This is a genomic window from Pseudomonas sp. MCal1 (genome assembly GCF_026341415.1).
Classification (GTDB): domain Bacteria; phylum Pseudomonadota; class Gammaproteobacteria; order Pseudomonadales; family Pseudomonadaceae; genus Aquipseudomonas.
Map to the genome: position 1 here is coordinate 249,029 of NZ_JAKUMP010000009.1, position 13,169 is coordinate 262,197.

Genomic DNA, 13,169 nt, shown 5'->3' on the forward strand with positions numbered 1-13,169 from the left:
CAGTTCGCCCCCCGAACGCCACACTAGCGCACATGAAAAACGTCAGCCCCAGCTACCTCAAGCATCACTTCCTGATCGCCATGCCACACATGGCCGACCCGAACTTTGCCCACACCTTGACCTACATCGTCGAGCACACGGCCAATGGGGCCATGGGGCTGGTGGTCAACCGACCGCAAGAGCTGAATCTGGCCGACATCCTCGAACAACTGCGCCCGGACATCGATCCGCCAGCGCTGTGCCAGCATGTACCGATCTTCATCGGCGGCCCGGTACAGACCGATCGCGGTTTCGTGCTGCATCCGGCGGGCCAGACCTTCCAGGCCACCGTCGAGCTGGACGGCGACCTGGCCCTGTCGACCTCGCAGGACGTGCTGTTCGCCATTGCCGACGGCGTGGGCCCGGCCAAAAGCGTCATCACCCTCGGCTATGCCGGCTGGGAAGCTGGACAACTGGAGGCCGAACTGGCCGACAACGCCTGGCTGACCTGCCCGTACGACGCCGACATCCTGTTCAACACCAGCAGTGAACTGCGCCTGGAGGCGGCGGCCAGGCACCTGGGGATCAACCTCAGCCTGCTGACCAGCCAGGCAGGACACGCCTGATGGCCCTGCGCCTGATCCTCGGCTTCGACTACGGCACCAAACAGATCGGCGTCGCGGTCGGCCAGGTGATTACCGGCCAGGCCCGCGAACTGTGCACCTTGAAGGCGCAAAACGGTGTGCCGGACTGGAATCAGGTCGAAGCCCTGATAAAGGAATGGAAGCCCGACGCCGTGGTGGTCGGCCTGCCGCTGAACATGGACGGAACGCCCAGTGAAATGTGCGCCCGCGCCGAGAAATTCGCCCGACGCCTCAACGGCCGCTTCAACCTGCCTTTCTATACCCACGACGAACGCCTGACGACCTTCGAAGCCAAGGGCGAACGACTGGTGCGCGGCGGGCAGAAAGGCAGCTACCGCGACAACCCGGTGGACGCCATCGCCGCCGCCCTGCTGCTGCAAGGCTGGCTCGACGAAAACACCGCACTATTTGAATCCTGACAAGCGCTACGGCGCTTTTCTTTTGGTTACAACCCGAGCCAAGGTTCGCGAGAACCGGCTCGACCCCAAGAAGGAGCAACCATGAGCCTGCCCAATCCCGCCGATCTGATCAGCCAGATGGCGACCCGCCTCAAGGCGCACCTTGCCCAGCGTAATATCAGCGAACCGCGTTACATCGGCATCCGCACCGGCGGCGTCTGGGTCGCCCAGGCCCTGCTTGCAGAGCTGGGCAGCGACGCGCCATTGGGCACGCTGGATGTTTCCTTCTACCGCGACGACTTCAGCCAGAACGGCCTGCACCCGCAAGTGCGCCCGTCCGCCCTGCCCTTCGAAATCGAAGGCCAGCATCTGGTGCTGATCGACGACGTACTGATGAGCGGCCGGACCATCCGCGCCGCCATGAACGAACTGTTCGACTACGGCCGCCCGGCCAGCGTGACGCTGGTCTGCCTGCTGGACCTGGACGCCGGCGAACTGCCGATCCGCCCGAACGTGGTCGGCGCGACCCTGTCGCTGGCCGCCCACGAGCGGGTCAAGCTGTCCGGCCCGGAGCTGGCCCTCGAACTGCAAGACCTTGCCCTTTAATCCGCCCTATTGAGAGTCCCCTTCGCGATGACGCCTCTAGATACCAAGCGCCCGCTGCAGCTCAATGATCAGGGCCAGCTGCGCCACTTCCTCTCGCTCGACGGCCTGCGCCGCGAGTTGCTGACGGAAATCCTCGACACTGCCGACTCGTTCCTCGAAGTCGGTGCCCGGGCCGTGAAGAAGGTCCCGTTGCTGCGCGGCAAGACCGTGTGCAACGTGTTCTTCGAAAACTCCACACGCACCCGCACCACCTTCGAACTGGCGGCCCAGCGACTGTCGGCGGACGTGATCACCCTGAACGTGTCGACCTCGTCGGCCAGCAAGGGCGAAACCCTGCTCGATACCCTGCGCAACCTGGAAGCCATGGCCGCCGACATGTTCGTCGTGCGCCACGGTGACTCCGGCGCTGCGCACTTCATCGCCGAACATGTCTGCCCGCAGGTGGCGATCATCAACGGCGGCGACGGCCGGCACGCGCACCCGACCCAGGGCATGCTCGACATGCTGACCATCCGCCGCCACAAGGGCGGCTTCGAGAACCTTTCGGTGGCCATCGTCGGCGACATCCTGCACTCGCGGGTGGCGCGCTCGAACATGCTCGCCCTGAAGACCCTCGGCTGCCCGGACATCCGCGTGATCGCGCCGAAGACCCTGCTGCCGATCGGCATCGAGCAATACGGCGTGAAGGTCTACACCGACATGACCGAAGGCCTGAAAGACGTCGACGTGGTGATCATGCTGCGCCTGCAGCGTGAGCGCATGACCGGCGGCCTGCTGCCGAGCGAAGGCGAGTTCTATCGCCTGTTCGGCCTGACCACCGCGCGCCTGGCAGGCGCCAAGCCCGATTGCATCGTCATGCACCCGGGGCCGATCAACCGTGGCGTGGAGATCGAGTCGGCGGTGGCCGACGGCCCGCACTCGGTGATCCTCAATCAAGTCACCTACGGCATCGCGATCCGTATGGCCGTGCTGTCGATGGCCATGAGCGGACAAACAGCGCAGCGTCAATTCGAGCAGGAGAACGCCCAGTGAAGCTCAGCATTCTCGGCGCCCGCGTCATCGATCCAAGCAGCGGCCTGGATCAAATCACCGATATTCACGTTGAAGCCTGCAAGATCGTCGCCCTGGGCGCTGCACCGGCCGGTTTCAGCGCCGTCGAAACCATCGACGCCCAAGGCCTCGTCGCCGCTCCCGGCCTTGTAGACCTGAACGTTGCCCTGCGCGAGCCGGGCTACAGCCGCAAAGGCACCATCGCCAGCGAAACCCGCGCGGCTGCGGCCGGCGGCGTGACCAGCCTGTGCTGCCCGCCGAAGACCAGACCGGTACTCGACACCTCCGCCGTGGCCGAGCTGATCCTCGACCGCGCCCGCGAGGCCGGCAACACCAAAGTGTTCCCGATCGGCGCGCTGAGCAAAGGTCTGGATGGCGAACAGCTTGCAGAACTCGTTGCACTGCGCGACGCCGGTTGCGTGGCGTTCGGCAACGGCCTGGAGAGCTTCCGCAACACCCGTACCCTGTGCCGGGCGCTGGAGTACGCGGCGACCTTTGACCTGACGGTGATTTTCAACTCCCAGGATCACGACCTGGCCGACGGCGGCCTGGCCCACGAAGGCGCTACCGCCAGTTTCCTCGGCCTGCCGGGCATTCCGGAAACCGCTGAAACCGTGGCCCTGGCCCGTGACCTGCTGCTGGTCGAACAGACCGGCGTGCGTGCGCACTTCAGCCAGTTGACCAGTGCTCGTGGCGTAGCCCTGATCGCTCAGGCTCAGGCTCGTGGTTTGAAAGTCACGGCGGATGTCGCCCTGTATCAGTTGATCCTGACGGACGAAGCGCTGATCGATTTCAGCAGCCTGTATCACGTACAACCACCGCTGCGCACCCGCGCGGATCGCGACGGCCTGCGTGAAGCGGTGAAGTCCGGGGTGGTCTCGGCGATCTCCAGCCATCACCAGCCCCATGAGCGCGATGCCAAACTGGCACCGTTCGGCGCGACCGAGCCGGGCATCAGCAGCGTCGAGCTGCTGCTGCCGCTGGCGATGACGCTGGTGGAAGATGGTCTTCTGGATCTGCCAACCCTGCTGGCACGCCTGAGCGCCGGCCCGGCCGAGGCCCTGCGCCTGCCGGTGGGCAAGCTGGCGGTGGGTGGCGCGGCGGATATCGTGCTGTTCGATCCGAAGGCTTCGACCGTGGTTGGCGAAACCTGGCTGTCGAAGGGCGAGAACTGCCCGTTCCTCGGCCATAGCCTGCCGGGTGTGGTGCGTTACACCTTGGTGGATGGCCGGATCAGCCATCAGGCTTGATACCGAGTCGAGCCTAATCGCGAGCAAGCTCGCTCCCACAGGATTTGTGCAGTGACAAATCCCAGGTTACACACAGAACCTGTGGGAGCGGCGGTGCGACGATTCGACTTGCCAGCAATGACTTACTGAAAGGCACCCCGCCCTTCGGCATTACGCACCGACACCTGATCGTTCAGCGTCCAGAAGTCATACAGCACTCCCAGAAAGAACAACCCGCCGGTCAGCAGATAAATCACCCCGCTGATCCACTTGCCCTGATACATCCGGTGCACGCCGAGCGCGCCGAGGAAGGTCAGGAGAATCCACGCCACGTTGTACTCGATAGGGCCCGCGGCGAAACGCAGGTCGGCTTCGCGATCCATCGCCGGGATCAGGAACACGTCGATCAGCCAGCCGATTCCCAGCAACCCGAAGGTGAAAAACCAGATCGTGCCGGTCACCGGTTTGCCGTAATAGAAGCGGTGCGAGCCTGTGAAACCGAAAATCCACAACAGGTAACCGATCACCTTGCTATGGGTGTCTTTTTCCTTCACACGGGGCAGCTGATAGCTGTTCATTAAGACCTCGATACACGCGATAGATAAATATTCTTTAATTCTTTGTGACTTTTTTACAGGTTGCCGACGTATGGCAAATGCTACCGTGTCTCCCGTCAAACCCTTATAGCACCGGACTTCTGTCCGACAATTGCGTTTTTTTGCCGCTTATTTGGTTCCGTTGGCGCCCGATTGAATCGACCAACGGCCTCGGAAGTGACAAAAAAGCTGTTATAAAGTTGCGCGCTAACACACCAAGAGCCCTGCCTAATGCGTCCATTTTTCAAGACATGGCTAACCATTTGCCTATTAATGCCACTGGCCGCCCACGCCACCAATCGTGAGCAACGTCTTCCAAACGTTAACGGTTTCACCCCCAAATCCCATGCCTCTGCTCCTTCGAACAAAGGCAAACAGGTCAAACACACCACGCTGAGCAGCAACGGCCGCAGCAAGCTGGTGCCACCAATGGCGACCAAGGAAAGCAGCAATGTCCTGAGTCGTGCGGTAAACGTCCTCGGTACGCCATACCGTTGGGGCGGCAGCAGCCCGAGTAAAGGCTTCGACTGCAGCGGTCTGGTGAAATACGCGTTCAACGACGCCACGTTCGACCTGCCACGCACCTCGAATGCCATGGCCAGCGGTCACGGCGAGAAAGTCGAACGCAAGGACCTGAAGCCGGGCGACCTGATTTTCTTCAACATCAAGAGCCGTCGGGTCAATCACGTTGCCATCTACCTGGGCAACGATCGTTTCATCCACGCACCACGGCGCGGCAAGTCGGTGAGCATCGACACTCTGAACAAGCCGTACTGGGAAAAGCACTACGTGGTGGCCAAACGCGTATTGCCGAAGGAACAGGGACAGATGCGCGTCGTTCAGCGCTAACACCATACCGATCGTTCCCACGTCGAGGCGTCGAACCGTCCGCGTGGCAATGCCTCAATGGACGCTCCGCGTCCGCTTCGGCAGGGACGCAGAGCGTCCCGGGCTGCATTCCCAAGCAGAGCGTGGGAACGATCAGAACAAAAAAATCGCAGCCCACGGGCTGCGATTTTTTTTGCCTAGAAGTTATCCGGCGTACGCGCCTTCTCCCGCGCATGTTCGCGACTGATCAAGCCCTTGGTCACCAGATCCTTCAGGCACATGTCGAGTGTCTGCATCCCCAGTGAGCCGCCGGTCTGTATCGCCGAATACATCTGCGCCACCTTGTCCTCGCGGATCAGGTTACGGATCGCCGACGTCCCCAGCATGATCTCGTGCGCCGCCACCCGGCCGCCGCCGATCTTCTTGATCAGCGTCTGCGACACCACCGCCAGCAACGACTCCGAGAGCATCGAGCGCACCATGGACTTTTCATCCCCGGGGAACACGTCCACCACCCGGTCGATGGTTTTGGCCGCTGACGTGGTGTGTAACGTGCCAAACACCAGGTGCCCGGTCTCGGCGGCGGTCAGGGCCAGGCGAATGGTTTCCAGGTCCCGCATCTCGCCCACCAGGATCACATCCGGGTCTTCACGCAGCGCTGAACGCAATGCAGTGGCGAAACTGCGGGTATCGCGATGGACTTCGCGCTGATTGATCAGGCATTTGCGCGATTCATGGACGAATTCGATCGGATCTTCGATGGTCAGGATGTGGTGATGGCGATGGGTGTTGAGGTAATCGATCATTGCCGCCAGGGTTGTGGACTTGCCGGAGCCGGTCGGTCCGGTCACCAGCACCAGCCCGCGCGGCGCATCAGTGATCTTGCGAAAGACGTCGCCCATGGCGAGGTCTTCCATGCTCAGCACTTTCGATGGGATGGTCCGGAATACCGCGCCAGCGCCGCGGTTCTGGTTGAAGGCATTGACCCGGAAGCGCGCCACGCCAGGCACCTCGAAGGAAAAGTCGGTTTCCAGATGTTTCTCGAAGTCCACCCGCTGGGTGTCGTTCATGATGTCGTAGATCAGCTCGTGCACCTGTTTGTGATCCAGCGCCGGCAGATTGATCCGCCGCACGTCGCCATCCACGCGGATCATCGGCGGCAGACCGGCCGACAGGTGCAGGTCGGAAGCGCCCTGTTTGGCGCTGAAGGCCAGCAGTTCAGTGATATCCATAGCGTCCCTCAATTCCAGTAGAATGCCGCGAACCTTCAGACCGCTGGCGCCTCTTGATGTCCACGATAGCAGACAACATTCTCCAGGTTAGTTCGCGCATTAAGGCAGCCGTCAAAGCCGCCGGCCGCGATGAAAACAGCGTCCGGCTGCTGGCCGTGAGCAAGACCAAACCCGCCCAAGCCTTGCGCGAAGCGTACGCCGCCGGCCTGCGCGACTTTGGCGAGAACTACCTGCAGGAGGCCTTGGGCAAACAGCTCGAACTGGCCGACCTGCCCTTGATCTGGCACTTCATCGGCCCCATTCAGTCGAACAAGACCCGCTCGATTGCCGAGCATTTCGCCTGGGTGCACTCCGTGGATCGTCTGAAAATCGCCCAACGCCTGTCCGAACAACGCCCGGCGGATCTGCCGCCCCTGAACATCTGCATTCAGGTCAATGTCAGCGGTGAAGCCAGTAAATCCGGCTGCACCCCGCAAGACCTGCCAGCCTTGGCCCAAGCCATCAGCACCTTGCCGCGCCTGAAGCTGCGCGGATTGATGGCGATTCCCGAGCCGACCGAAGATCGCGCCGAGCAGGATGCTGCATTCGCTGCCGTCCAGAAATTGCAGGCCGGCCTCGATCTGCCGCTCGACACACTTTCCATGGGCATGAGCCACGACCTCGAGTCGGCCATTGCCCAGGGCGCGACCTGGGTCCGTATCGGTACGGCCCTGTTCGGCGCCCGCGACTATTCCCAATCTTGACCATTTCCAGATAAGGACCTGACATGAGCAACACACGTATTGCCTTTATCGGTGCCGGCAACATGGCCGCCAGCCTGATCGGCGGCCTGCGGGCCAAGGGTCTGGAAGCTGCACGGATTCGCGCCAGCGATCCGGGTGAAGAAACCCGCAACCGGGTCAGCGCCGAGCACGGCATCGAAACCTACGCCGACAACGCCCAGGCCATCGACGGCGCCGACGTCGTCGTGCTGGCAGTCAAGCCGCAGGCCATGAAGGCCGTGTGCGAGGCCATCCGCCCGAGCCTGAAACCGAATCAACTGGTGGTCTCCATCGCCGCCGGCATCACCTGCGCCAGCATGACGGCCTGGCTGGGAGAGCAGCCGATCGTGCGCTGCATGCCGAATACCCCGGCGCTGCTGCGTCAGGGTGTGAGCGGTTTGTACGCCACCAGCGCAGTGAGCGCCGAACAACGCCAGCAGGCTGAAGAACTGCTGTCCGCCGTGGGCATCGCGCTGTGGCTGAACGAAGAGCAGCAACTGGACGCAGTCACCGCCGTCTCCGGCTCCGGCCCGGCGTACTTCTTCCTGCTGATCGAAGCCATGACCGCCGCCGGCGTCAAACTCGGCCTGCCGAAGGAAACCGCCGAGCAACTGACCTTGCAGACCGCGCTGGGCGCCGCGCACATGGCGGTTTCCAGCGACGTCGACGCTGCCGAGCTGCGCCGCCGCGTGACCTCGCCGGCCGGCACCACGGAAGCCGCGATCAAATCGTTCCAGGCCGGCGGCTTCGAAGCCCTGGTGGAAAAAGCACTCGGCGCCGCCGCGCACCGCTCGGCCGAAATGGCCGAACAACTGGGCAAATAAGGAGCCTTACATGATCGGATTGAACACCGCAGCGGTTTACGTGCTGCAAACCCTCGGCAGCCTGTACCTGCTGATCGTGCTGCTGCGCTTCGTCCTGCAACTGGTGCGGGCGAACTTCTACAACCCGCTGTGCCAGTTCGTGGTCAAGGCTACCCAGCCGTTGCTCAAGCCGCTGCGCCGGATCATCCCGAGCCTGTTCGGCCTGGACATGTCGTCGCTGGTACTGGCGATCCTCGTGCAACTGGTACTGATGGCGCTGACCCTGCTGCTGACTTACGGCACCACCGGTAACCCGCTGCAACTGTTGATCTGGTCGCTGATCGGCGTGACGGCGCTGTTCCTGAAGATATTCTTCTGGGCCATGATCATCAGCATCATCCTGTCCTGGGTCGCACCGGGCAGCCACAATCCGGGCGCCGAGCTGGTGAACCAGATCTGTGAACCGGCCCTGGCGCCGTTCCGTCGCATCGTTCCGAACCTTGGTGGCCTGGACCTGTCGCCGATCTTCGCTTTCCTCGTGCTGAAGCTGATCGACATGCTGGTGATCAACAACCTTGCGGCGATGACGATGATGCCGGAAATCCTGCGCCTGCTGATGTGAGCTGGTTTCGTTGGGACGGTGACGATCTGATTCTGGAATGTCACCTGCAGCCGGCCGCCCGCAGCGATGACTTTTGCGGGCTGCACGGTGATCGCCTGAAGATCCGCCTGACCGCGCCGCCGGTCGAGGGCAAGGCCAATGCGTATCTGATGGGCTTTCTGGCCAAGGCTTTTGGGGTTTCCAGGAGTCAGGTCAGTTTGCTCAGCGGCGAGTTGAACCGGCAGAAGCGGGTGAAGATTTGCTCGCCGAAGAAGTTGCCGGATTTGCCGGGTTTGGTTTTTCCCTGATCGTTCCCACGCAGAGCGTGGGATCGAGCGCAGGTAGTTGCTTGCCGCTAACCCCACCGGTCTTTAGACTTACGCCTCATTTCAACGAGAGCAGGGTCGATGCCAGCTGCCTTTCCCCCCGATTCTGTTGGTCTGGTGACGCCGCAAACGGCGCACTTCAGCGAACCGCTGGCCCTGGCCTGCGGCCGTTCGCTGGCCGATTATGACCTGATCTACGAAACCTACGGCACGCTGAACGCGCAAGCGAGCAACGCCGTGCTGATCTGTCACGCCCTGTCCGGCCACCACCACGCCGCCGGCTACCACAGCGTCGAAGACCGCAAGCCCGGTTGGTGGGACAGCTGCATCGGCCCCGGCAAACCGATCGACACCAACAAGTTCTTCGTGGTCAGCCTGAACAACCTCGGCGGTTGCAATGGTTCCACCGGCCCGAGCAGCCTCAACCCGGAAACCGGCAAGCCGTTCGGCGCCGACTTCCCGGTGCTGACTGTAGAAGACTGGGTGCACAGCCAGGCACGCCTGGCCGACCTGCTCGGCATCGGCCAGTGGGCCGCGGTGATCGGTGGCAGCCTCGGCGGCATGCAGGCGCTGCAATGGACCATCACTTACCCGGATCGCGTGCGCCATTGCCTGGCCATCGCCTCGGCCCCCAAGTTGTCGGCGCAGAACATCGCCTTCAACGAAGTGGCGCGCCAGGCGATCCTCACCGACCCGGAATTCCACGGCGGTTCGTTCCAGGAACAGGGCGTGATCCCCAAGCGCGGCTTGATGCTGGCGCGGATGGTCGGGCACATCACCTACCTGTCCGACGACTCCATGGGCGAGAAATTCGGTCGCGGCCTGAAGAGTGAAAAGCTCAACTACGACTTCCACAGCGTCGAGTTCCAGGTCGAAAGCTACCTGCGCTATCAGGGCGAAGAGTTCTCCGGGCGCTTCGATGCCAACACCTATCTGTTGATGACCAAGGCGCTGGACTACTTCGATCCTGCGGCGAATTTCAACGATAACTTGGCGAAAACCTTCGAAGGTGCGAAAGCCAAGTTCTGCGTGATGTCGTTCACCACCGACTGGCGTTTCTCCCCGGCCCGCTCGCGGGAACTGGTGGACGCGCTGATGGCGGCGCGCAAGGACGTCAGCTACCTGGAAATCGACGCGCCACAGGGCCACGACGCCTTCCTGATTCCGATCCCGCGTTATTTGCAGGCGTTCGGCAATTACATGAACCGCATTACGTTGTGAGAAAGCCATGAGAGCTGATCTGGAAATCATCCAGGAATGGATCCCCGCCGGCAGCCGCGTGCTCGACCTTGGTTGCGGTGACGGCGAGTTGCTGACCTGGCTGCGCGACCACAAGCAGGTCACCGGCTACGGCCTGGAAAACGACCCGGACAACATCGCCGAGTGCGTGGCCAAAGGCATCAACGTCATCGAGCAGGACCTGGACAAAGGCCTGGGCAACTTCGCCAGCAACAGCTTCGACGTGGTGGTGATGACCCAGGCCCTGCAAGCCGTGCATTACCCGGACAAGATCCTCGACGAAATGCTGCGGGTCGGCCGCCAGTGCATCATCACGTTCCCCAACTTCGGCCACTGGCGCTGCCGCTGGTATCTGGCGAGCAAGGGCCGGATGCCAGTGTCCGAGTTCCTGCCGTACACCTGGTACAACACGCCGAACATCCACTTCTGCACCTTCGAAGACTTTGAAGAACTTTGTCGCGAACGTGAGGCGAAGGTCATTGATCGGCTTGCCGTGGATCAACAGCACCGCCACGGGTGGGCCAGTAAGCTATGGCCTAATCTGTTAGGTGAGATCGGTATCTACCGCGTCAGCAGCCCGGGGCTTGCGGATCACAAAATCGCGGTCTGAACCACGACATTGCGAGGAGAACGAACATGGGACGCTTGATTACCGTGCTATTGACCGCCTGCCTGAGCCTGTCGGCCGTTGCCGCCGATGCCATCAAGGGCGAGCGCAAGGAAGTGTTCGGTGATGTCACCGTGCATTACAACACCTTCAATTCCACCTACCTGACGCCGGACATCGCCAAGGCTGCCGAGCTGGTCCGCAGCAAGAACCAGGGCGTGATCAATGTCTCGGTGATCAAGGACGGCAAGCCGTTGATCGCCAACGTCACCGGTACGGTGAAAGATCTGACCAGCCAGAGCGTGCCGCTGACCTTCCGCCAGGTCACCGAACAGGGCGCGATCTATTACATCGCCCAGTACCCGGTGGAACAGCAGGAAACCCGCACCTTTGAAATCAAGGTGCAGACCGGCGACAAGATCAACACCATCAATTTCAACCAAGAGCTTTTCCCTGGCCAATGATCAATCTCAAGCAACTCGTACTGGCCAGCCACAACGCCGGCAAACTCAAGGAACTCCAGGCCATGCTCGGCGATTCGGTGCAATTGCGCTCGATCGGCGAATTCAGCAGCGTGGAGCCGGAAGAAACCGGCCTGTCTTTCGTCGAGAACGCGATCCTCAAGGCCCGCAATGCCGCGCGCATCTCCGGGCTGCCGGCGCTGGCCGACGATTCGGGCCTGGCAGTGGATTTCCTCGGCGGCGCGCCGGGCATCTATTCGGCGCGTTATGCCGACGGCAAGGGCGACGCGGCGAACAATGCCAAGCTGCTCGACGCCTTGAAGGACGTGCCTGAAGCCGAACGCGGCGCACAGTTCGTCTGCGTGCTGGCGCTGGTGCGTCACGCCGACGACCCGCTGCCAATCCTCTGCGAAGGCCTTTGGCACGGGCGCATCCTGACCGCTGCCAGCGGTGAGCACGGTTTCGGCTACGACCCGCTGTTCTGGGTGCCGGAGCGTAACCTGTCCAGCGCCGAGCTGAGCCCGAGCGACAAGAACCAGATCAGCCACCGCGCCCGCGCAATGGATCTGCTGCGCCAGCGTCTGGGCTTGAAATGACCCGTGATTCTTCCGCGTCGCCACTGATCGTCGGTGGCGCCGCCTCCTCGCCTCGGACGCCGTTGCCGACGCTGCCGCCCCTGGCGCTGTACATCCACATCCCGTGGTGTGTGCGCAAATGCCCCTATTGCGACTTCAACTCCCACACCGCCAGCCCGGTGCTGCCGGAGCAGGAATACGTCGATGCGTTGCTGGCTGACCTCGATCAGGATCTGCACGCAGTGTATGGCCGTGAGTTGAGTTCGATCTTCTTCGGCGGCGGCACACCGAGCCTGTTCAGCGCTGAAGCACTCGGTCGCTTGCTGGAAGGCGTGAAACAGCGCATTCCGTTTGCCGATGACATCGAGATCACCCTGGAAGCCAACCCCGGAACCTTCGAACAAGAGAAGTTCGTCGCCTACCGCAAACTGGGGATCAATCGCCTGTCGATCGGCATCCAGAGCTTCCAGCAGGAAAAACTCAAGGCCCTCGGCCGTATCCACAACGGCGACGAAGCGGTACGCGCCGCCGGCATGGCGCGTCAGGCCGGGTTCGATAACTTCAACCTCGACCTGATGCACGGCTTGCCGGACCAGTCGCTGGACGATGCCCTGAGCGATCTGCTCCAGGCGATCGAACTGAAGCCGACGCATATTTCCTGGTATCAGCTGACGCTGGAGCCGAACACCGTGTTCTGGAACCAGCCGCCGGTGCTGCCGGAAGACGACACGCTGTGGGACATTCAAGAGGCCGGACAGGCGCTGCTGGCCGAGCACGGTTACGCGCAATATGAAGTTTCGGCCTATGCGCAACCGGGTCGCCCGGCGCGGCACAACCTGAATTACTGGAGCTTCGGCGACTTCATCGGTATCGGCGCCGGCGCCCACGGCAAGCTCAGTCACCCGGACGGGCGCATCGTCCGCACCTGGAAGACGCGCCTGCCGAAGGACTACCTCAACCCGGCCAAAAGCTTCCAGGCTGGCGAGAAAGCCCTGACCAACGACGAGATGCCGTTCGAGTTCCTGATGAACGCCCTGCGCCTGACCGCCGGCGTCGAATCGCGCCTGTACCCGGAGCGCACCGGACTGCCGCTGGAGAGTCTCGACGAACACCGGCGCGAGGCCGAACAAAGCGGTCTGTTGCAGGTCGAACCGTCACGTCTGGCGGCCACCGAGCGCGGACAACTGTTCCTCAATGACTTGCTGCAGAAATTTCTGAGCTGACCGCTCTTAAG

At 62.2% G+C, this 13,169-nt stretch carries 17 protein-coding genes; 15 read left to right on the forward strand and 2 right to left on the reverse strand.

All coding sequences use genetic code 11. The features are described from left to right. Positions 1-32: 32 nt before the first annotated feature. From MKZ87_RS16930 to MKZ87_RS16950, 5 genes are all read left to right on the forward strand, one after another. The gene (locus tag MKZ87_RS16930) at positions 33-605 is read left to right on the forward strand and encodes a YqgE/AlgH family protein (protein ID WP_085689619.1); all 573 of its coding nucleotides are present in this window, start codon (positions 33-35) and stop codon (positions 603-605) included. Then, entirely contained in the window at positions 605-1,042 is a 438-nt protein-coding gene (gene ruvX / locus MKZ87_RS16935) for a Holliday junction resolvase RuvX (RefSeq protein WP_007953334.1), read from the forward strand. Before MKZ87_RS16930 ends, ruvX begins: the two co-directional genes overlap by 1 nt. 81 nt (positions 1,043-1,123) lie before the next feature. After that, on the forward strand, positions 1,124-1,627 hold the full coding sequence (pyrR, locus tag MKZ87_RS16940) for a bifunctional pyr operon transcriptional regulator/uracil phosphoribosyltransferase PyrR (RefSeq protein WP_011336369.1): 504 nt from the start codon (positions 1,124-1,126) through the stop codon (positions 1,625-1,627). A gap of 27 nt (positions 1,628-1,654) precedes the next feature. Beyond that, complete coding sequence (locus MKZ87_RS16945; RefSeq protein WP_007913665.1) at positions 1,655-2,659, forward strand: aspartate carbamoyltransferase catalytic subunit; 1,005 nt, start codon at positions 1,655-1,657, stop codon at positions 2,657-2,659. Continuing rightward, positions 2,656-3,927, forward strand: coding sequence for a dihydroorotase (locus MKZ87_RS16950; RefSeq protein WP_266201358.1), 1,272 nt, complete (start codon positions 2,656-2,658; stop codon positions 3,925-3,927). Before MKZ87_RS16945 ends, MKZ87_RS16950 begins: the two co-directional genes overlap by 4 nt. A 122-nt stretch (positions 3,928-4,049) precedes the next feature. Here the strand turns inward: MKZ87_RS16950 and MKZ87_RS16955 are convergent, their stop codons facing one another. Further along, positions 4,050-4,484, reverse strand: a complete 435-nt coding sequence (locus MKZ87_RS16955; protein WP_085697850.1) for an NINE protein — start codon at positions 4,482-4,484, stop codon at positions 4,050-4,052. Positions 4,485-4,733: 249 nt separating this feature from the next. On the opposite strand from MKZ87_RS16955, the gene MKZ87_RS16960 reads away from it, so the two are divergent. Beyond that, positions 4,734-5,351, forward strand: coding sequence for a C40 family peptidase (locus MKZ87_RS16960; protein ID WP_007953345.1), 618 nt, complete (start codon positions 4,734-4,736; stop codon positions 5,349-5,351). A gap of 176 nt (positions 5,352-5,527) precedes the next feature. Here MKZ87_RS16960 and MKZ87_RS16965 read toward each other — a convergent pair whose 3' ends face one another. Then, a complete protein-coding gene (locus MKZ87_RS16965; RefSeq protein ID WP_007953348.1) occupies positions 5,528-6,562 on the reverse strand; it encodes a type IV pilus twitching motility protein PilT in 1,035 nt (344 codons plus the stop codon). Positions 6,563-6,618: 56 nt separating this feature from the next. Here MKZ87_RS16965 and MKZ87_RS16970 point away from each other — a divergent pair, with 56 nt between their 5' ends. The 9 genes from MKZ87_RS16970 to hemW all read left to right on the forward strand — a co-directional run bounded on the left by MKZ87_RS16970 (position 6,619) and on the right by hemW (position 13,158). Beyond that, positions 6,619-7,305, forward strand: coding sequence for a YggS family pyridoxal phosphate-dependent enzyme (locus MKZ87_RS16970; protein WP_085702903.1), 687 nt, complete (start codon positions 6,619-6,621; stop codon positions 7,303-7,305). A gap of 23 nt (positions 7,306-7,328) precedes the next feature. Further along, positions 7,329-8,147, forward strand: coding sequence for a pyrroline-5-carboxylate reductase (gene proC / locus MKZ87_RS16975; protein WP_085702904.1), 819 nt, complete (start codon positions 7,329-7,331; stop codon positions 8,145-8,147). A 10-nt stretch (positions 8,148-8,157) separates the two neighbouring features. Further along, entirely contained in the window at positions 8,158-8,748 is a 591-nt protein-coding gene (locus MKZ87_RS16980; protein ID WP_085689611.1) for a YggT family protein, read from the forward strand. Beyond that, complete coding sequence (locus tag MKZ87_RS16985) at positions 8,745-9,035, forward strand: DUF167 domain-containing protein (protein WP_085689609.1); 291 nt, start codon at positions 8,745-8,747, stop codon at positions 9,033-9,035. The genes MKZ87_RS16980 and MKZ87_RS16985 overlap by 4 nt, the downstream gene beginning before the upstream one ends. Before the next feature lie 99 nt (positions 9,036-9,134). Beyond that, positions 9,135-10,274, forward strand: coding sequence for a homoserine O-succinyltransferase MetX (gene metX / locus MKZ87_RS16990; RefSeq protein WP_085697852.1), 1,140 nt, complete (start codon positions 9,135-9,137; stop codon positions 10,272-10,274). A 7-nt stretch (positions 10,275-10,281) separates the two neighbouring features. Next, on the forward strand, positions 10,282-10,902 hold the full coding sequence (metW, locus tag MKZ87_RS16995) for a methionine biosynthesis protein MetW (protein ID WP_085697853.1): 621 nt from the start codon (positions 10,282-10,284) through the stop codon (positions 10,900-10,902). Positions 10,903-10,928: 26 nt separating this feature from the next. After that, positions 10,929-11,363: a DUF4426 domain-containing protein gene (locus MKZ87_RS17000; RefSeq protein WP_266201362.1), complete on the forward strand. Its 435-nt coding sequence runs from the start codon at positions 10,929-10,931 to the stop codon at positions 11,361-11,363. After that, positions 11,360-11,956, forward strand: a complete 597-nt coding sequence (gene rdgB, locus MKZ87_RS17005) for an RdgB/HAM1 family non-canonical purine NTP pyrophosphatase (protein WP_085697855.1) — start codon at positions 11,360-11,362, stop codon at positions 11,954-11,956. The genes MKZ87_RS17000 and rdgB overlap by 4 nt, the downstream gene beginning before the upstream one ends. After that, the gene (hemW, locus tag MKZ87_RS17010; RefSeq protein ID WP_266201365.1) at positions 11,953-13,158 is read left to right on the forward strand and encodes a radical SAM family heme chaperone HemW; all 1,206 of its coding nucleotides are present in this window, start codon (positions 11,953-11,955) and stop codon (positions 13,156-13,158) included. Before rdgB ends, hemW begins: the two co-directional genes overlap by 4 nt. Positions 13,159-13,169 lie beyond the last annotated feature (11 nt).